Here is a 19642-nt window from a genome sequence, read left to right as displayed (position 1 = left end):
GAAAGAGCGATTAGCTCATGTTGAAACTGACGAGATAAAATATCTCATTGTTGATTTTGCGAACAAAATCATTACTCACTCGTTGTTCAGTTTTCAAAGATCAAATCAACAACCATTTAACTGGCTGGATATATAATTTATCATGTTTATACCCATTAAACAAGTTGTAATATTTCCCATAACATTATCTAACTATTATTGCATCATTTATTTGTGTATTTATACTAAGTAACCAGGTCGCTCTCTCCTGTCGGGCATGTGCTCGTTCAACTTAAAGCGGCATTCAAATCCTGAATCAGTAGTTCGGTAGGCTCGTGCCCTACAGCCAAACGGATAGCGATTGGGGCATGTGTTGATTTTTTAAATCCTGCTTATTGTAGCCGTAGTTGGGTGAAATCAGCTGGCTCTCCACGGATCCCCAGGATACTCCGATCCGGATCAGTCGCAGTTTATTGATCACTCTGCGGATACCCTCGTAAGCCGAATCCTTTAGTTCAAAGCTGAATAACCCGGCATACCCTCTGAGTTGTTTGCATGCAAGCTCATACTGAGGGTGAGCAGGAAGTCCGGGATGATTCACTCTAGCGATGGCCGGATGCTCCGATAGGAATTGGGCAACCACCAGCGCATTCCTCTGATGGGCTTCCATTCGAAGCGGAAGTGTTCTAAGACCCCGGATGAGCAGCCAGGCTTCAAAGGCAGCCAACGAGCCGCCAATCAACTCATATTCTTTGGAAAATATTCGGTTCATAATTTCCTTGGAGGCGATCACTGCCCCTGCAACTAAATCATTATGGCCACCCAAATACTTGGATGCGGAGTGAACAACGATATCAACGCCCCATTCTAGTGGTTTTTGGAAAAGGGGTGTAGCCCATGAATTATCTATAATCGTACAGATCCCCTTCGCTTTGCAAAGCGAAGTTATTTCCGGGATGTTTACTATATCAAATGTGAACGACGTGGGAGATTCCATAAGGATGGCCCTGGTCTGTGGTATCACGGCCTCAGCTACCGCTTCCGTAGAAGTCGAATGCACGATGGTATAGTTTATATTGAACTTCGTTAAGTATTTGACGAGGGTAACGGAGGTTTCATATATATGTCCGACCAGAATTAGATGGTCCCCTGCAGATAAGCTGCTCATTAAGGCAGCACTGATAGCAGCCATTCCGGAAGAAAAGCATTTGCATGCTGCCCCTCCTTCCAACGCAGCAATCATTTTCTCTGCAATTTGAACAGTAGGATTGGTTCCACGCGAATAGACATAATGTTCTTTCTCGTTATTAGCCGCTTCTGCATAATCATCGTAGGTATCAAACAAGAATGGGGCAGTCTCATAGATAGGAGGGACAGCAGCCTTTATAAAATGCTCTAGTTCATTCTCAAACCGGAGACAGATAAGCTGATCATCCGAGAAACTCAAGCCTAGTCACCACTTTCGGAAAATTTTAAACCTATAATGTGGTAGTATCCTCTATACCGGGCGTAAATATTCCTCAGACTCCTCTGCGTCCTACTACCTCTTCGAATGGCGTATCATTTTTGCGGAGAGGGTTATCTGTAGATAATAAAAAAGCGTTGTTCGCGAATTATTGGCATAATCCGCGAACACAACGCTCGACTAGTTCTTAAGGTTATATTTTTTGTTAAAGCGATCCACACGACCACCGATATCCACGTTTCTTTGTTTACCAGTGAAGAACGGGTGGGAAGCGGAGCTAGTATCTACACGGATAACCGGGTATGTGTTGCCATCTTCCCATTCCATCGTTTCTTGTGAATATTTAGTGGAAGCACTCAGGAAAGTGAAGCCACAGCTAGGGTCCAAAAAGATAACTTTGTTCAATGTTGGATGAATATCTTTTTTCATTTGTTTCACCTAATCTTTCATGTAGTTTTAGTTTCAAACTCAAACGTACTGGCGCAATACTCCATCAGTTGGCAAAAGGAACGGTTATGTCCCAGAAAAAAAGACGATAGATCGTAACGGTTGCGCTCAGGCTCGTAAACGACAAGCAAACGATGCTCCATATATCGCATCGCCCATTGTACGAACGCCCCAGATCTTTCGTCAGCCTTCATCGTTATATAAGCATATAGTGAATGGTCCTCCGGCTCGTCCCAAATGCTGACACCAGCACAGGAGAACTCGGTAGCCACGTGCTTTCGATTCAAAAGGCAAAGCGTACCATGTAGCTCAGCATCTATCACACAGCCATGAAAAAAAGCCGTCCTCTTAGGCACAAGCTTTAACTTTGGACGCTCTGTCCACTGGACTAATTCAAGTTTTCGCCGGTTCCATAACGCAGGCTTTTGCAAACTTAATACGATTTCTTCATCGTTAACTGGAGAGATCATGCCGCTGTTCCTTTCATGAAGCCCTATACTCATTAGAACTACAGACTCCGTTCAGGATGCAGGATAATTCAGGTTGCTATACAGCAGACCTCAAATTATCTAGTTTCACGATGGATCGTGTACTTTTTCAGACGCGGAGAGTATTTTTTCATTTCAAGACGCTCCGGGTGATTTCTTTTGTTCTTGGTTGTTGTATAGTTGCGATCACCAGATTCGGTGCATGCCAAGGTAACAATTACGCGCATTTCTCTTCCTCCTTAATTGGAATACAATTACAATAGTAATTTTTACGATTAGTTCTATTCTATAATTCATGCTGTTCTTTGTCAACCTTAGAGTGACGGCTTACCGCTTCTTCTATCGTGTTCCAGCGATTGCGATACTGTGCGAGCCTCGGATGAAGCTCCATTGGTTCGCTTGACAGTACCAATCTGACGTTTCGGATCCATTCCTCAAACGATGCATAGGAAGCGCATAAATTTGCCATTTCAGGACTCATATACAAGAAAAGCGGAGTTGTATATTTTTCCATCAAAAAACGGATAGCTGCCTCAATCGGCGTATATTTTTTACGCTTGCCTTCCCAGCTTTCAACCACAACAGCGCTCAAAGCCTGCTCCCGTTGCCACTCACCCAATTCGTCCACCCGCTTGTAATACGAGCGTACCGGCTGCTTCCACATTCTTCTGGCTGTTTCTTCGTGCAGCGGATACAGCACCAGCTTTGTAAAAGATAGTGTTGCCCCCGTTTCGGCAAAAAGCTCCAGTTCTCTCACTGTAGTCTGCTCAAACGTATCATAGTAGACCATGGTCCCTTTATGCGTCTCAACCGGAGGCTCATAGCCATAGGGTACATATTGAAGGTTTCTTGTCATACCGGACACTCCGTCCTTCCATAGATGAACTTTTCCTTCTATATTATACCCTTGTTTTGGCATGAGTTTACATAAATTGATTATCCTTGTTCGACAGCAGGCGTATTGCGACGTGAACCCCGCTTGAACTGCAATGCATAAAGCCCCATCGTCACAAGTGCAATCAGTGCAAGAACCGTAAATATATTGCTAAAATTAAATACCTGTACGTTGGATACGACAGGATTCAAGTGAAAAGTAGATGAGCTATCGAGTGTTTTGCCCAAAATGCTGGTGGTCATCGCCCCGGAGATAAAGTTCAGCAGAGACAACAGCCCCATGCCAACCCCTACCTGCTCCCTCGCCAAGGTACGGGAAATCGTGTTGGACATGGCGATTTGCATGAAGGTCTGACCTACATTTCCGAAAATCAGCAAAAATAAGATCAGGTAAGGAGACGCACCCACAAATGTGGATAAGCTGATAAAGCAGATGAACATCAGCGTAACCGCCGTATAGACGAGGAATGAGTTGCCTTTGCTATCCGCCAGACGCCCACCACTTTTGCCCAACAGAGCCGACGCAATAGCAGCTGGAAACATGATCAGTCCAATCGTTGCCGGCGTAAGCTGATTGAGACTGTTCAAAAACTGCGGTGCCAGGTACGGCAGCCCAAAGCTTATCCCCGCCCCAAAAAAGGCGATAAGCAGCCCGTACGAATATTGCTTGTTATGGAACAGCTTCGGCTGGATAAATGGATCATTCGCGGTGTTAATGCGCCATATAAACAATGCAAATAACACAACACCAAGCCCCAAAAACATCATGTTCGCTTGCGAAATCGAAAGCAATAAGAAGGCAACTGTTCCGCCTAGCAATAACCCTCCCAGAAAATCAAACTTCTGATCCGCTCCACGCTTGTCGTCCAAGTATTTGCGAAAGAATGGCAAGGCGATAAGGGGCAGCATGGAAATAATGAACAAAAAGCGCCAGCTTGCAAAGCCTGTAATCAAACCGGAAATAATCGGAGCCAGCGCAGTACCTAATGCCAGGCCGATTGCCGTGACGCCCAAGGCCTGTCCTCTTTTTTCAGCCGAAAAATAGCGTGCAGGCACGATCATAGCCGTTGCTGGAATGACGGCAGCCCCTGCAGCCTGAAGTAAGCGAGCTATAATTAGCATCCAAAATTGATTGGCCAACAGACCTATTAGGGAGCCTAGTGCAAAAAAGATAATCCCAAACGTAAGCAAATCCTTAAGACGATATTTATCCGCCAGCTTGCCGTAGGTCACCGAGCCAACCGCATATACGATCATATAGCCTGTCAGCAGCCAGCTTACATCGGAAGCACTAATATGAAATTCCTTGCGAATTACAGGCATTACTACATTAAACATAAAGGCGTTCATCACTGAAAAAACAAGTGTGAAGGCCAGCACACGCATAAGCTTATCCGCATTCGGATAAGTTTGTTCTTGGTTCATATGGTCTCTTCCTCTCCTGTAAAATGCCCTCTATGCTGAAAGCATCTAGCTCTTTAAATTTTTGAAATACCCCTATCCGGGTAATTTTCTCTATAGATCTGCTCAAGCGCCAGTGTTCGAAGGACGATAATCACGAAGTATTTTTTTTAACAAACCGCGCAGCGTCTCCGATTCACTGATAGATAACGTTTCGCCTACCGAGCTTTTAATTTGCTCAATAGTGCGTTCCGCCACCTTGTGAATTTTCAAGCCTTCCTCGGTCAAATAAATTCGCTTCATTCGTGCATCTTCCGGGTGACTTTGGCGTACTGCCCAGCTTTTCTTAACAATCCCGTTAACCAAGCTGGTAACACTTGATTTATCAATGAGCAGTAGCTTTTCTAAATCGGTATTGGTCACTCCAGGTGACATCGCCAGTACGTAGAGCGTCTGCGATTGTGAGGAGGTCAGACCCAAAGGGCGCAGTGCCGCTTCAATTTCGCGCCGGACAGTGGTAAAGATCCATTTAATTAAATACATCGTACTTTCTTCCTCACGCGGAAGACAAACGGGATACACCTCACTTCCCATCTCATTAACAACCTCCACATCCGTCAATTTTTAATAGTTTGAATTCCAACTAAGTTTAAACAGTCGCCTATCTTGTGTCAATCCCTTTACTGAACTTAAATGAATGATTTTCCACTAAAATTTGTTTTCATTTTTCGGTTTGAGTCCAATCTGATGCATAGCAAAAAGACGAGCCTGTAAGGGAACTCGTCTCTTTGTTTATAGACTATATACAATTGTTTGCTTATCCATGAAAATGATTAAAATCGCTTAGTCAGCTGATTTCACTTGAACCAACGGATATTCTTTCCCATCGACCGTAACGGTGCTAGCATCGTTCAGCTCCAGCCGTTGCCAAATGGTCAGAAACGTACGATAAGGATACTTTTTCAAATCATACTCAGTTGGCGCGTTAGCATCTGTGTCTGCTACAACGTCTGAACCGGTACCCTGGTTAGCTGTTGCTTCAGGAGTAGCAGCAGCCGTTGTACTTCCTGTGGCTTTATCGGCTGTTATACCGTTACCCTCTTCAGGAGCCTCGGTTGTTGTGCCTGCGCTCGTGTTGCCTGTCGACGTTCCATTCTGATCAGTACTTTTTCCGCTGGATACACCATCTGAGGTTGTTGAGCCACTACCTGTGGATTCTTCAGCCGGTGTCGTGCTTCCTTTAGCGGCTTTGCCGGCCTTATCGATTGCTGCCTTGTCGTTCTGTTCAGCAAGAGTAAAATTTTCGTATGAATGCTCCTGTTGATCCGCACCGATAAGGACGAGCTTTTCAGGCTTAAACGCCGCCTGCTCCGTCGGTGTTTGAAACGCAAACAACAGCTTAACCATTTTCGTGGTCGACTTGGTGTTAGGTATAAGGGTCACTATCGTCGTCGGTTCCTCTTTTACAGGCACTGTAGGCTCTACTACAGGCTGTTGTACAGGCTTCTGAGCAGCAGGCGCAGGTGTGTCGCCAGATCCGATCACCCCGGCAGCTTTCAACCCGCCTAGCGTACCCGCAATAACAATCAGCACGATCCCTGAAATGATACCACCTTTACGAAAGCGGCGCAGCGTTTTGACCAAGGATGTATCCGTCTCGCGCTTCGCTGCCAGATAGAAATTTTTGAAGACCGGATTTGCAGGTTCGAAATATTGACGCCACAACGTTTTTTTATGCAGCCCCTCGCGTCCTTCCTTTTGGAAAAACAAAAGTAGCGCGCGTCTGTAGGCCGGTTCAAAACCACCCCGTGGCGTAGCAAATTCAGCCTGTCCCTCGGACCATCGGATAAAGCGGTACATCGTATCGTTATCCTTCGCCCATTTGCGGATGGAGCTAACCAGACGGGCAAAATCCAATATTCCTTCGCCCGTGCCGTCAGAGCGGTAAAATGCAGGCAACAGACGGGCAAAATGGCCCTCCGCCAGCTGCTGGGGCAGCCAGCCGTAAGCCCAGTCCTGCACCTTCTCTATCTCGCCTGGCTCCAGACCGTCCAGCACCGACGGTTCCGGGTCCTCCGTACTAAACCAATCGTAAGCCGCTATCAAGCGCACCGCTTGTCCCTTGAGAGGAGCGGGCAGCTTGCCAACCCACTGTACCAGATCAGGCCGGGTGAAGAACGGAATCTGTACGAGCTGATCAGGTGATATTTCTTTTAGCTCTACTTCGGTAAGTAAATACCGATCCGCCGCTTCCTGCAAACGCTCTGTCAATCCGGATTGCTCCAACGGGGAAAGCTTCCCTCCCGCTGAACTGCTATCCCATTGGCGCAAGCGCTGATGAATGGCAGCCACAGCCTCTACCGGCTTTCGTTCGGCACGTAGTCTGCCCATCAATGCGGACTCAGCCAAAAGCTGAAAATCGGCATTGGCAGACACTTCGATATACCGACTGCCCCATTCATGCACGACAGCCAGCAGTCCCTTTACATCCGGTGTTCTTTTCATCTGACCGTCCATGTAGGGAATGAACAGCATTTTGGTAAGCGCCGGATTACCCAGCACCTTTGTAAAATATGCCTTGCCTAATGACGGATTTTCTTCAATCGTATGATAAATATACGTAACAGCTTCCGTATTTCTGGCAGAATAAGCGTTATTCAGCGAGCGGATTAAATATTCCACCAGTCGATTTTCGCTGGTGCGGGTATGAACTTTATAATAGTCCTTAAAGCAATTGACCAGCCCCGCCTCTGGAATATATCCATCCTTCACCCGGTCAAATTCGTGATCAAAAAATGACAGAAACAGATCATTCAACTGCATTTTACGTGGCAGCGCATCAGGAGACGATAAATAATCAGTCAAGCTTCGCAGCACAGCGACTCGTCGTTCGTTGTATAATTCACGCTCTCCCTGCTCAATTCTGTACAGTGTAATGAGCTCATGATAGCTGGATAATGTCAGATCTCGCCCTGCATCCATCCCTGTCAGCATCTGCTCGGCAAATTTGAAAAAATCGTCCGGCGACTCGCCACCAAGCAGTGTACGGACAATCCAGTCAAAGTAAGGCTGTTTTACCTGCTCTGCATCCACATTAAGTATTCGGCTATTGTTCGACAGGTCAAATACAAAATCCTTATCCACATTCCGATCACCGGGCCGCAAACTGAAAGGCTCCACGAACATCAAGTGAATACCTTTCCGGCTGTTCGGTTCCAGCGCATATGTAAGAAATCCGATCCTGTTACGAAATGCATAAGGCAATGCCGCATATAACACACCAAGCAGCAACTTGGCTGAAGATGCTACCGCTTCTACAGGAACATTCAGCGCAACATATACTTTTTTGCGACCTGTGGCCGACATCATAACTGCATACAGTAGCTGCTTGAACACTTCTTCGCTGAGCTTCAATTGAGTCAGCACCGCAGAAGGATCAACAGACGGAAATACGCTTCCACCCGGTAGTCGCTCCAATTCCGACAGTTCCGTTCCCTGCTCAATATCATAGGCATCAACAAAGGATGTATTCAGCCACTGCTTGTAATCAGACGGGGATTCACCATGTCCGGCTGGAATCACATAGTTATGCGTGAAAAAAGCGCTCCGCAGCCCGGTAAAATCCGTTACTTTATAAATACTCCGTCCCAGGACGACATCGCCGGACTCTGTCCGCACCAGATGTATGGCTTCAGGATAGACGCTCTCTTGCTTCTCGCCACGGGCCGTCAAGGCAGCAGGAGCATCATAAACGCATAAAGGATGCAGCACCTTTTTTATAAAAGAAGCATCGAGCCCTTTGGAATTAGCCACCGTATCGAAGCCTTCCGTGGAACGGAAAATTCCACGCCGTTCCCGTGTGTACATCTGCTGTTGTATCAAATGAGAGGTCGAATGATTCACTGTGATTCTCTCCCCTCAATGTACTTCAACTTGTAGAGCAGCCAGATGAATGGCTCATCCACACGGATCGGACTAACCAGCCCTTGCAGCTTTTGCTCGACCGGATTGCTCCCCAGAGCGGAAACCGCGAAATAGGCCGTATCTGTAAAATACACATCCATCGTGCCCTTGAACGGCTTATCCACCTTTTCGATAAAGCATCGAACTTCGCCATCAATGTTCGCGAACTCATCCAAATCCAGATACTTGCGGTGCTCCATCGGATTAAAAATGTTGCTGTTCGTCTTGATGTAGGTCCCTTCCTCATCTGCCAGTGCAGTAAGCATGTCACTTTTGGTCAGGACGACTGCGGTCGGAATGTCCGTTTTCCCTTTATCCTGGTATGCAATAAAATCACCGAACATCGTAAGTACGACATCACGCGGTTCATCATACTGCGAAACCCATTCGCCTGGCTTGTCGCCAAGGTTGATCTTAATACGCTCCCGAATCGAGCGAATTTGCAACGGATCGACCATAAACAAAATACCCGCCGAATTCTTAATATGCTGTCCATGCAGCCCCAGATAGTCCTGATCGACCATTCCTTCACCGGCAACATCAAAAAATACCAGCGTCAGTGGTGGCTTTTCCTCATCCTTAAATACAAACTGGAAGATAAAAGGCTCCTGCATCTTTTCTTTTTGTGTGGATGTAAGCAGGTCGCCTCGCTCAAACAGCGGTTCCTCATACATACTGCGGAACTTGCGGCTGATCTCCGCATTCAATGGCATGCAAGCCGCATCAAAATGATCGGCCGTAACATGCTGCAACGTGTGAATCAGTGAAGTCATATAAACCGATTTTCCCGCCTGCGAAGCTCCAATAATCGAAATGATATTACTCGGTACTTTACCTGCAGTCACCGGCAGTTCGTTATGACAGTACGGGCACAATCGGTGACGTGTCAGCTCGCCATAACGGTCTGTCAGGCCTGTCAGCACATGATCTGAATACAATCGATATTCCTCAGGAACATCATGGGGATGAAGAATCGCCTCCATGTCATGCACGCTATCCAAACCAAACCGTTCCCGATATTTGTTCAACAGCTCATCTTCACCCAAAGCATAATCCTCGTCATCTTCACGGTGATGAGAAGCACGGAATACCACTTCCTCCGGGGAAAATTTACTAAAGCAATACGGGCACACAATATCATAAAATAATGGCCTTGGCGCTGCCTGCGGCTTTCTTCTGAATAAATTGCTAAGAAAACTCATCGGTTGCGGCCTCCTTTCATTCAGGAACTAATTCATAGATCGTGCCATATTTCTGGCCGTCCGTAAAAAACAACCGTACATATTCATCTCCGCCCACTTCAATAGCGGGTAAAACATTTCGTCCCGCGGCAAAAGGTGCCGTGAACGGGTATAAGGTTCCATCCTCGCGGTCCGCCGGGTAACCTCCACGTTTCTTCACGTAGCAAAGCGCCTCCTGCGGAACGGGAACCTCGGCTGTCACCTGAATCTGAACTGTTTTACGGCTGCGAAACCAGCCTTTTTTATGGTGAACCGCATATCTGATTTTAGCTCTACCCGTGCTCAACTCCAGCTGGTTGGCTCCATCTTGCTGACAAATCACAAAAGTATCGCCATCCTCACGCACAGCCGGATACACGGTATAGCGCACGCGTCCAAACCCTTCAACCCGGTCACGGTAGCTACCTGCTGCTTTATATTCCTCACGTGTAAAAAGTTTCAGGCTTGAAAAAGGCGGTAAACCTCCAATCTCATTTTGTCCCTCTACGCTTGGATCAGATGTTTGCTTCGCAATATATACCACGGCTGCGCCTTCAGGCCACTGCCAGCGAAGCACAACTCGGTTGTCGTCAATTTTGTGGCTCAGCTCCGAAATGACAGGATCACCGGGCTGTGCATCTCTATACTGCATACATTTCAGCCCCCGTTCTAAAATCCACTGTTGCGTCGATTACGCTGCGGGCCTTCCGGTGCTCCCCTTCGCCGGTCTGACGGCCCACTTGGGCTTCCTCCACCGGAAGATCGGCGCGTATTCTCGGCAATCGGGAGCACCAACGAAAAGACAGCAATAAGAGCCGCCAGTACGAGCGCTGCCATCAAACGAATCATCAGATCACCGATAGACGAGCCGGAAAGTCCCTTTTCCAAAATGAAACCGGCAAGCAATCCGGCTGGAACTCCACCAATCGCAAAATTCCGTGCCAGAAAACGATTATCGAACATCAGTCCGAGAGCCAATCCCAGCAGTGCTCCGATAATGACCAGAGCCGTTACGCGATAAATGGCAAAATACAAACTGTCCGCATATTCACCTGTCCGCTCTGTTACCAGTGTACGGTCACCTATTTTGTTATAAATTTGGCCAAACGCCTGAGTAAGCCCCTGAGCATTAGCTACATTAGAATAAGTTCCACCTGTCAGCTGAGCGATATTTTGTAATAAAGCTATACCATCCGATTCAGCCAGTTTCAGACCGATTGTATAAATTGGAATCTGACGAGCAATAAAAGGAGCCAAGGCTGTCTGGGTATCCAGCTCGCTAAAGCCATCAGACAGCATAATAACGAGCGAGCCTTTATTGGCGTTGCCCTGGTCTTCAATCTCCTTAATCGTCTCGTCCAAAGCAAGCCCAATTTCTGTGCTAGCGGACTTTATGGTATGCATACTATCAATTTTGGCATAAACCGCCTGCTTCTCTGCCTCCGTACCAATCGGAGTAAACGGCTGAACCAATTGCGCAGTGGATTCAAAGGAAACAATGGCCACCTGTTTGTCTCCATCCATTTGTCCAATCAGACTTTTGGCAGCCGACAGTCGTTCATTATCAGGATCTGTATCCTGCATACTCCCGGAGTTATCAATCACAAGCACCAGGTCCTGAACACTTTTGCGACCTTCCGGGTTTACCTGATAGCCCAGCTCCAGCAGTAGACCTGCCACAAACAGCATCACCAGTGTAGCAGGCACCAGCAGCTTCCAGGACAGCCCCGAGTAGCGTTGCCGCCACGAATGTCCGTTTAATTGTGGTGAAATCAATTCACCGATAAGACACCCCAGACCAATGCACAGCGCCAGGATGCCAAAGTACAGCCCAATCACGACGATATGCGGCCAGTGTCCTATCCATTTGTGAAGAATAATCTCTCCTAAAATGAAGCCTACTACAGCGCCCAGCAAGCCGAACAGCAGCAGGAGAACATTAAATTTACGCTGCTTCATAAGAATCGTTGCTTCCTTCCATCAGTAAAGTAGGATAAATATAAGGCTACCGCAATTCCGGCAACCGATCCGCGGCGATTCCGTGAAACTCAAAACCGTTCGCAGTATATGTCTCATAATACGTCTTGCCGTTGCGATACACCATCAGATCCTCCAGATGGAAGCCGCCCATCAAATGCAGCTTTTCCACCCCGCTGCTGCGACGTTCATGTACAAAGCCCAGCTTGTAAATACGCGAGGTAATGTCAACGTCCATCGCATAAGGAAGAAATTCGCCTTCGTAGTCACCAAAAAAATACTTTTCCTCATACCGGTGCTCATGGGTATAGTCCAGCAAGCGCACGTTAATTCCGCCATGCTCCTCTAATGTTTGGTACAGCTTTTTAAACAGCTCATCCTTTGGAACGACCAGCCGATTTTCATATGCAGCAGCTACATTGGCACGCCGTAGCAGCTCCTCTTCGAATGTCTGATTAAACGGCTGTGAGCTGAGGATTAAGGTGCGGCAGGTCTGTGTAAGTCGATCCACGAGTAGGGAGAGACCTTCATCCAGCAATCCGGACACAGGACCCATATGGCGGGTACCAAAGAATACTGATTTCCCCCGTTTGGTTTCCAGATGGTGCATGACATCCTCTGTCACACGCTCGTAATACTCGAACAGGTTTTGACCCGTATAGCTGTCAGCCTGACGAATACTGTCCGTTGCGGCTTGATGCAGTTCACGCTCCAGACTGGCAAGCTGTACCGTAATGTGCTTTGCCTGTGCATGCCATTTTTCAAGCGCCAGCTCATAACGGCGCAATAGCTCCAAATCCGCTTGAATCCGCAGCATATGCAGCTTATGCCCATAGACTGTCTCGGTCAGGTAACGGATCAAGCTGCGCACATTATGCTTATCCATGAGCGGCAGCCGTTGAAAGGGCTGATCCTCCACTCGGCCGCTATATAGGGTATCCAGCTCAGCCGCACTAATCTGCAAATCATTAGACGTATCACGAATCAGCCCCCGAATGGCCGTAAGCACATTCCCCGGTTTATTTTCATCCGTCCAGTCCGCCAGCTCGAATAAGCCGATTTCAGGATGCTCCTTGGCAGCTGTGTTCACAGCCGACTGTAAACGTAATTCCGCCTGAAAATCGCCCAGACGTTTGTGTACGATTCGTTCACAGTTATCGCGGAAAAAGGCTTCGCAGCCCTGACCAAACAAGGCTTCCTCTGCCTCACGCAATGTCATTCGCTTCAACGAGCCATAGCTGGCTCCACTGGTCATCAGCGCGCTCATGTCCGCAATCGCCTCATTACCAGGCACAAGATCATTTCGCGTGCGGCTGCGCTCGGCAGCATCTAAACCAAAATAAGTCAGCTTATCGCGTACATCCCACTCCCGCTCTGTTCTCATACGTGCCAGCAGCTTCACATAAAAGTGATACAGCACCGTAAGTGCGATCGACTCGTTAGGACGCTTGACCCGGGAAAATCCGGCCGACACATAGCCCTGCCGCCCGGATTCCGTCATGATGTTGTTCTTAAACGATGTATTGTTGTATCCCCCATCCTGTGACCGATAGGAATCTCCTGCCTGGTAACGGTTTTTGAGGAGCTGAATGTGACAAATGATGTCGCAGCTCTCGCGCAGGCTATTCGGCACCGTTATGCCGCGCTCGTTCTTGTCGGACAGCACATAGACAAGATCGAACAACGGCGATGGAGCATGGGATACCGGGATGGTCAATTTATCCTCAGTCATATGGAGCGGCGCCGTAAACGTATACTCTGGGCTCTGGATATAGTCCAGTTCCCGCATAAAAGCAACGGACGTTGCACTACGGTAGCCGAATTGAGCTGCCTGATCGCCTTCAGTCACCAGCACATACAAATCCATTTGTACGGACTTGAAGGATTGTGCAAAAATATATTCCGCCAACAGCGTAATCTCAGGAACCAATACATTCATCGGATCATCGGCTGTCGTCAAGATCGACAAATGGACACGCTCGAACGAGGAATACAACCGACCGTAATCCGCCAAATGCCCACTTGCACGGCGCAATGCGGTGTTAAGTTCAATCAGCTGCGATTCATGTGTATAAAAAGCCTGATGCAAATCACGGCGTATCGTTTGATGGCTGCTATCCTCCGGCATTGCTACCGTATGCGTTATAGCATCCACAGAATGGTCTACAACCGTCTGCTCTTCCTTCGAGCGAATCTGAATATACGTTACCCCTGTGCTGTTATCCCACTTGGTTCGATTGATATCTGCAATGGTGTTCATCACCGACCCCATACCGTCACCGATAAAAAGAAACACGGACGGGAAATGGATGCTGCTGCGTCCATCCCCGCTTCCGATTAATTGGTCCTCTGCGGCTGCATAGTCAGCCGCATAACGTAACAGCTGCTCTCTCATACTTTTACTTCAACTTTCTGCGGATGTCGTTTAATTTCCCGGCCATTTGAGCATAAAACGCATAAAGCTCCGCTCCGTTGGCCAGCTCCACCTTTTCATATTCCAATTGGTTACGAGCTTCTGTATAAGTCGCAGCGAGTTCATCCAGCTTCGTCAGCAATGGTGTAATATCCTCCGATGAAGTCAACACAGCATCACGGCGATCCGCCTTACGCATCAGGGCTGCAAGTTTCTTCTCTTCCAGAGCACGGAAGTTTGTAAACACTTCAAACTCCACATAATGTCGGCTCTTCATGACATTGGCAAAAGGCTCCCAAGCCTCTTCCTCTTCGTCACGGTCATAGACGTACAAAGCGCCTTTTTTCGTAATCGTGTCGGTATAGAGGGCCTGAATGAACTGATCCAGCCATTTTTCCTCATCCTGATATTTGCCCAGCAAAGCTTCCAGTTCTGCAGCCTTCGCTTCGATTTGGGTATACTTCGCCAATTCTTCACGAACCACCTGCGTTAACTCCGGTGAACGAATCAGGTTTTCCTTTGCCATCTCTTCATTGATGCTGCCAAAGATGTCTTTGCTTCCCGTCTGCTCCAATCCTTCAGCCAGTAGACGTTTCAGCTCAGACCATGCTCTCTTTACCTCACCCAGATTGGGCTTGGATTCCTGCAAACGCATATCGTAGCCTGCCAACAGTGCATTCAGATCCAGCGCGCGTGAACGCAGCACGGTAAAGCGGCTGCTCGTATTCTGATCGACATCCTTCTCACGGATAACACCAAGTGACTTCGCTTGGTCAAAGTCATTTCGGATACGGGCATTATAAGCCTGCACACGCGGATTGATATAGGTTTCGCCCCATGATTTTTCAGGGATCGGCGAAGGCAGATTGGTCCAGTTGTTCTGACCTGTCTGTACCAAATGACGGCCAATACCTTCGCGGTCAAGAATCGTTTTTTCATAGCTCTCTTCATACACTTTGAGCGGTGTATATACAAACAGCGGTACGCCATTGCGCGTATTGAGCCAGAAAATACGGTTACGGACTTCACTCTCTTTAATCGTAAAGTGCGATTTGCCAATCGCATTATTTTGATAATTGCGAACACCCTTCAAAATGTTAGGCGACTGAACAGGTACCGATACAAATCCCCATGACGGGAAGTACAAATTGCCAGAACTGTTGCTCAGATGGAAGACAGGTACAGCCTCCTCATCCAGCTTGCTCGCGATGTAGCGCTCCACGAACTTTTCAATCGCTTCATCCTGCCCGTATTTCATGACGAGGAAATCCTCCATGGAACGGGTAATGAGATCACCGAACTTATCAGTTAAGAAATTGGAAATCGAGCTGATGATATCCATATCCTGATCCTTCACCCATTGATCTGAATTTTCCAGCAACTCTTGGGCAAAATCACGAATCAAATCATCACCGTTACGCTTATCCAGCAGCTTGGTCACGACTTCGGAAATATCCGGGACACTTACCAAATTCCAGTAGTATGTTTTGTTGCCTTTATGATCGGACTGTTCCTCGCCATTAATCAGCAGGTCGCCGTTCTTTTCGAAAATGGCACTCAGTGCGTTCAAAATCTCAGTAAATACATTATAAATGCGGTTGTTTTCCTTATTTAGCAGGTCATACAGGTCTTCATAAAATTCAATAAGCTGCTCTGTACGTTCCACATCAGCCCGCAGCCAATATTCGTTAATTTTTGCTTCAATGTATGCATTTTTCTTTTTATCCTTGGATACAAACGCGCTCTTGGCATCACCCAGCTTCTCGTTCGCCTGCTCGCGCGCCCATTCAATGTCCGTAGGGATACGGTGCAGTGATTCACGCAAAGTCTCGATATAAGAAAGCAGCATTTTCAGCAAGCTGAATCCTTTTTCAGTATAAATCATGCGAGATACATAGAACGGTCCTTGCTCGGGATGCAGGAACATCCGGCGAATCTGATCTGTAAACTGCCCGGTAATTTCGCCTGGAAGCTGTTTTTTCGCCTTGATATATTCTTCGCGGGCACGCGTCAGAAACGTTTGTTCCAGCTCTGTGTCCATATTGACAACTTGCATTTTCACAACATTGCTATAGCTTAATCGTTCACTATTTTCAAATCCCGGCAGTGGCTCTGGTACTCGTGATTCAAAGTTTTTAATCATACTGTCCAGATCAACGCCCAACTTGCGGGCAAACTTCTCGACATCCTCTTGATTCGGCGATTGCTCAAACATCTTGGACATTTTACCAAACATCCGGTAGGCCAGATACGTTGTCATTTCCTCCATAGGCAATACTGCCGAGGAAGCCCCGATAATATTGTAGTCGTAGTTTGCCGGATAGGTCTTATTCATTTGTGCAATGTTCGTACGAATGTTGCTGATATAGTCATGAATGGCGAACTCTTCGCCCGACTGTTTTTCCTCACTCGCCATAAAGTTGGTGATGTTCTCGGCGGTGACATTCATGCAATAATCATAAGCATTTTCCAGTAGCTTGCCTTCCGTATTCGTGGCCGAAATAAGGTGACACAGGTTAAACGGCGGCAGCGGCGAGTTTACGGTTAAAATGTTACCGTACTGCTGCTTAAAGCGTTCCCCACGGCTATCCACATTCATCCAGTAGTCAAGCTCTTTCAGCGCAGCATAGCCGTTCTTTTTAATATATTCACGTGTATGCTCGCTCAGGCTTTTGTTGGCCAGATTAATATCCGGAGTAAACAGATAACCTAATGTATTTACACGGTCTACACCTGCGGAGCCGTAGTCGCGCTCAATAATTCCCCGGACGATATATGAGATATCAAGGAAGGTACCACTTCCAGTACCGCCGGACAAACCGGACAGCAGGAACACCATCAGCTTCTTGTTGGTGCCTTCAGACAGGGTTTTGATTTTTTTGTCAATGCTTTGTACGACCTGATTGATCTTGGTAAACAGCAGCAAGCGTCCAGCCTGACGTACCCCTGCGGCTCCGTTCATTCCATCGGTAATGCTCAGCTCGGGAGACAGCCAGTCGGTAATGTAAGGCTCCAAGATGCTGCGATTTTGCAGTAATCCGCCGATTTCGGCATTGGACAACAATACAAACTCATTGATCGGGTCCAAACCAATCCCTTTGTATTTTTTGTTGCGGTCTTGCTCGTTTGTTTCAAAAGCGAGAAATTCCACATTGTCCGGCTTTTCGCTCTTTTTCTTGGAAATCGGATCTGCCGGAAGCTTGAATCTGCGGTTAATTTGATATTTCAAGCGGAGGAGGGCATCAATCCCCGTACCTCCAAGTCCGATAATTAATATAGGATTATCAATGGTATCAACTCTAATCTTATCGCTTACGATCCCCCCACCGAGTGATACGTCTAATTGTTGGATATGCTCTCTAACTACTGGTTTCATAGATTTGACCTCCTAAGGGTTCGTTTAGCTGTTCACTGAAATGAATTCCAGTAAAATGGTTTTGTCCACACTAGCCAGCGGGATCGTCAGACGATCACCGTTTTTCAGTTCAAGACCGCTGCCTGTGTCTACAGCTCGCCCGGATTTTTCAATCGTAATCTCCGGGGTGCTGCGCACCATGATGCGATCCTGATTGGCTGGCGTGAACACCACCTTATCGGTTCCGGCAAATTCCGGTGCCAGTTGCAGCAACTGGTGCAGATTAAATTTGCCCCGGAAGGTGTTCAGCTTCTTGTATTGCGGGTACGTTTTCTCTCCGGTATTTTCATCCCGGATTTCTAGTACAATTTGGCCGACAAAGCCACGATTGGCTTTTTTGACAGCCTTCCAGATGAAAAATGCGGCCACCAGCAGAACAAGCAATCCCAGCCCTGCAAGAATGAGTGGCAGCAGCTTGGATTTTTCAGCAGGCGCTGTCGGCCCAGCCGTGCCTGTGTTCGTACCACTGCCCGCCCCAGCCTTGGCACTGATGGTTAGCGGCTGGGTTTCACGGTAAAAGCTCTTTTCCTCTGCTCTGACGGTCAGTTCATAATCATGCTCATCCGGAATCGTGTAGGAGCCGGTAAAGGCATCTCCTGCATTGGTTAGCGGCACCTCATTCGTTGTACCGGAATCAAGGTCCTTGACCTTCAGAACAGCATTCATATTTGCATACAATTCCTGATCCTGAAGCTGCTGGTTATTACTCGTCAGATAAGAACGAATTTGAACCGTGTCACCTTTTTTGTACGATTTGGCAGGCGGGGCGTCCATCTTCAACTCCAAATCATAGTTAAATACCAGATTAATATCAATCTGATCCTGCTGGACTCCCTTGACCTGGAGCTTCCAGTCGCCAGCTACAGGCTTGAGCAGTTTGATCAGAGAGTAGCTTTTCGACTTGGACAACAGCACATCGCTCGAAGGAATCGGCTTGGTGTTACCCGACGGGTCTATTAATCTTGCATCCACCGGCTTCGAGGACATAATCGAAATGTTAGCCTCTAGCACGCTATCGTTCGGTACGGTTACCGTAACATCCTGATAGTTGCCGTTAGCCGTAATGGACTGCAAGGGCACAACCTTCAATTTCAAATTGCTGGCGAAAATTTCACTCAAAATGTTCGGCAGATCATCCGCCGAGCTTGTAATAAAGGACTTGCCCCCCGTTTGCTGCGCAATGTCGGCGAGCTTGTTTTTATTCAGCTTTCCGTCCGCATTCAAACCAATGGTGTAGATCGGAACGCCGTTGTTTTTAGCTTCGGCTACAGCCTTCGCCATATCCTGTTCGGACTGGCTTTCGGTTCTGCCTGTCGTTTTATTAAAATCGTTATTGCCATCGGCCAGCATAACGATCATAGGCGCATGTCCGGCTGTTTTGCCATCCTGCAAAATGCGGATCGCTTCCTTGACACCCACGGAGGTGTCAGTATACGCCCCCCGGTTCAGTCCGTCAATAAATGCCTTCAATTCCTGTTTATCCGCTTCAGACGTAATATTAAGCAAGGCTTTTTCGCGCTGTACAACATCCGTGTACGCTACGATCCCGACCTTGTCATTTTGCGTCGACAGCATATCAATAAACATTTTCATGGCTTCATTGCCAATTTTCCCAGGATCACTGGTGTTCATGGAATTACTTACATCGACGACCAACACCGCATCTACCTTGGAGGCAGAGGGTGAAGCGGCATTCGCCGTCAGCGGCTGCCATGCCGAAATCGAAGTCATGATCATTGTACATATGATTCCGATGACCAAAAACCATTTTCTGTCTCTACTAAACATCGCTTGTACCCCTTTGCCGGTTAATTCTCATTCTGAAACTTCCCACTCTAAATTACAGTTGTACTCCCCTACTATTAAATTATAATGAGTTTTACATGAACGCCAGCTGAAAATACTGTCCGAAGGGTCTTGATGTCGCCAAAAAGCCTGTTATACCGCGAAATTTTACCAATATCCTGCAGTAATGATATA

At 47.4% G+C, this 19642-nt stretch carries 14 protein-coding genes; all 14 read right to left on the bottom strand.

Annotated features, from left to right (window positions below; translation table 11 throughout):
- Positions 1 to 319: 319 nt before the first annotated feature.
- On the bottom strand, positions 320 to 1324 hold the full coding sequence (locus LCF57_RS04050) for a trans-sulfuration enzyme family protein (RefSeq protein ID WP_413232179.1): 1005 nt from the start codon (positions 1322 to 1324) through the stop codon (positions 320 to 322).
- A 300-nt stretch (positions 1325 to 1624) separates the two neighbouring features.
- Complete coding sequence (locus LCF57_RS04045; protein ID WP_225999545.1) at positions 1625 to 1873, bottom strand: type B 50S ribosomal protein L31; 249 nt, start codon at positions 1871 to 1873, stop codon at positions 1625 to 1627.
- A gap of 17 nt (positions 1874 to 1890) precedes the next feature.
- Positions 1891 to 2394, bottom strand: coding sequence for a hypothetical protein (locus LCF57_RS04040; RefSeq protein ID WP_225999544.1), 504 nt, complete (start codon positions 2392 to 2394; stop codon positions 1891 to 1893).
- A 62-nt stretch (positions 2395 to 2456) separates the two neighbouring features.
- Positions 2457 to 2606, bottom strand: a complete 150-nt coding sequence (rpmG, locus tag LCF57_RS04035) for a 50S ribosomal protein L33 (RefSeq protein WP_007430271.1) — start codon at positions 2604 to 2606, stop codon at positions 2457 to 2459.
- A gap of 59 nt (positions 2607 to 2665) precedes the next feature.
- Positions 2666 to 3235 carry a hypothetical protein gene (locus LCF57_RS04030; protein ID WP_225999543.1) on the bottom strand — a complete coding sequence of 190 codons (570 nt, stop codon included), beginning with the start codon at positions 3233 to 3235 and terminating at the stop codon, positions 2666 to 2668.
- Positions 3236 to 3315: 80 nt separating this feature from the next.
- Complete coding sequence (locus LCF57_RS04025; protein WP_225999542.1) at positions 3316 to 4698, bottom strand: MFS transporter; 1383 nt, start codon at positions 4696 to 4698, stop codon at positions 3316 to 3318.
- A 102-nt stretch (positions 4699 to 4800) separates the two neighbouring features.
- Positions 4801 to 5268 (bottom strand): MarR family winged helix-turn-helix transcriptional regulator, encoded by a 468-nt coding sequence (locus LCF57_RS04020; RefSeq protein ID WP_225999541.1) that lies wholly within the window; start codon positions 5266 to 5268, stop codon positions 4801 to 4803.
- A 249-nt stretch (positions 5269 to 5517) separates the two neighbouring features.
- Positions 5518 to 8577: a hypothetical protein gene (locus LCF57_RS04015; protein WP_225999540.1), complete on the bottom strand. Its 3060-nt coding sequence runs from the start codon at positions 8575 to 8577 to the stop codon at positions 5518 to 5520.
- A complete protein-coding gene (locus LCF57_RS04010; protein WP_225999539.1) occupies positions 8574 to 9839 on the bottom strand; it encodes a TRAFAC clade GTPase domain-containing protein in 1266 nt (421 codons plus the stop codon). Before LCF57_RS04010 ends, LCF57_RS04015 begins: the two co-directional genes overlap by 4 nt.
- Positions 9840 to 9855: 16 nt before the next feature.
- Positions 9856 to 10509 carry a beta-mannanase gene (locus LCF57_RS04005; RefSeq protein WP_225999538.1) on the bottom strand — a complete coding sequence of 218 codons (654 nt, stop codon included), beginning with the start codon at positions 10507 to 10509 and terminating at the stop codon, positions 9856 to 9858.
- 17 nt (positions 10510 to 10526) lie between these two features.
- The gene (locus LCF57_RS04000) at positions 10527 to 11816 is read right to left on the bottom strand and encodes a vWA domain-containing protein (RefSeq protein WP_225999537.1); all 1290 of its coding nucleotides are present in this window, start codon (positions 11814 to 11816) and stop codon (positions 10527 to 10529) included.
- A 46-nt stretch (positions 11817 to 11862) separates the two neighbouring features.
- Entirely contained in the window at positions 11863 to 14229 is a 2367-nt protein-coding gene (locus LCF57_RS03995) for a transcription initiation factor TFIID (protein ID WP_225999536.1), read from the bottom strand.
- Positions 14230 to 14233: 4 nt separating this feature from the next.
- Positions 14234 to 17623, bottom strand: coding sequence for a tubulin-like doman-containing protein (locus LCF57_RS03990; protein ID WP_225999535.1), 3390 nt, complete (start codon positions 17621 to 17623; stop codon positions 14234 to 14236).
- 24 nt (positions 17624 to 17647) lie between these two features.
- Positions 17648 to 19450 carry a vWA domain-containing protein gene (locus LCF57_RS03985; RefSeq protein WP_225999534.1) on the bottom strand — a complete coding sequence of 601 codons (1803 nt, stop codon included), beginning with the start codon at positions 19448 to 19450 and terminating at the stop codon, positions 17648 to 17650.
- Between the last annotated feature and the right edge of the window lie 192 nt (positions 19451 to 19642).

Source organism: Paenibacillus sp. BJ-4 (genome assembly GCF_020404765.1).
Classification (GTDB): Bacteria; Bacillota; Bacilli; order Paenibacillales; family Paenibacillaceae; genus Paenibacillus.
This window is presented reverse-complemented; position numbering and strand designations above follow the sequence as displayed.

What these genes read in the sequence shown, in the direction of transcription:
- LCF57_RS03995 (WP_225999536.1), bottom strand. Translation starts at nt 14,229, where the DNA reads ATGAGAGAGCAGCTGTTACGTTATGCGGCTGACTATGCAGCCGCAGAG.
- LCF57_RS04020 (WP_225999541.1), bottom strand. Translation starts at nt 5,268, where the DNA reads ATGGGAAGTGAGGTGTATCCCGTTTGTCTTCCGCGTGAGGAAGAAAGT.
- LCF57_RS04000 (WP_225999537.1), bottom strand. Translation starts at nt 11,816, where the DNA reads ATGAAGCAGCGTAAATTTAATGTTCTCCTGCTGCTGTTCGGCTTGCTG.
- LCF57_RS04045 (WP_225999545.1), bottom strand. Translation starts at nt 1,873, where the DNA reads ATGAAAAAAGATATTCATCCAACATTGAACAAAGTTATCTTTTTGGAC.
- LCF57_RS04040 (WP_225999544.1), bottom strand. Translation starts at nt 2,394, where the DNA reads ATGAGTATAGGGCTTCATGAAAGGAACAGCGGCATGATCTCTCCAGTT.
- LCF57_RS03985 (WP_225999534.1), bottom strand. Translation starts at nt 19,450, where the DNA reads ATGTTTAGTAGAGACAGAAAATGGTTTTTGGTCATCGGAATCATATGT.
- LCF57_RS04030 (WP_225999543.1), bottom strand. Translation starts at nt 3,235, where the DNA reads ATGACAAGAAACCTTCAATATGTACCCTATGGCTATGAGCCTCCGGTT.
- rpmG (WP_007430271.1), bottom strand. Translation starts at nt 2,606, where the DNA reads ATGCGCGTAATTGTTACCTTGGCATGCACCGAATCTGGTGATCGCAAC.
- LCF57_RS04025 (WP_225999542.1), bottom strand. Translation starts at nt 4,698, where the DNA reads ATGAACCAAGAACAAACTTATCCGAATGCGGATAAGCTTATGCGTGTG.
- LCF57_RS03990 (WP_225999535.1), bottom strand. Translation starts at nt 17,623, where the DNA reads ATGAAACCAGTAGTTAGAGAGCATATCCAACAATTAGACGTATCACTC.
- LCF57_RS04010 (WP_225999539.1), bottom strand. Translation starts at nt 9,839, where the DNA reads ATGAGTTTTCTTAGCAATTTATTCAGAAGAAAGCCGCAGGCAGCGCCA.
- LCF57_RS04005 (WP_225999538.1), bottom strand. Translation starts at nt 10,509, where the DNA reads ATGCAGTATAGAGATGCACAGCCCGGTGATCCTGTCATTTCGGAGCTG.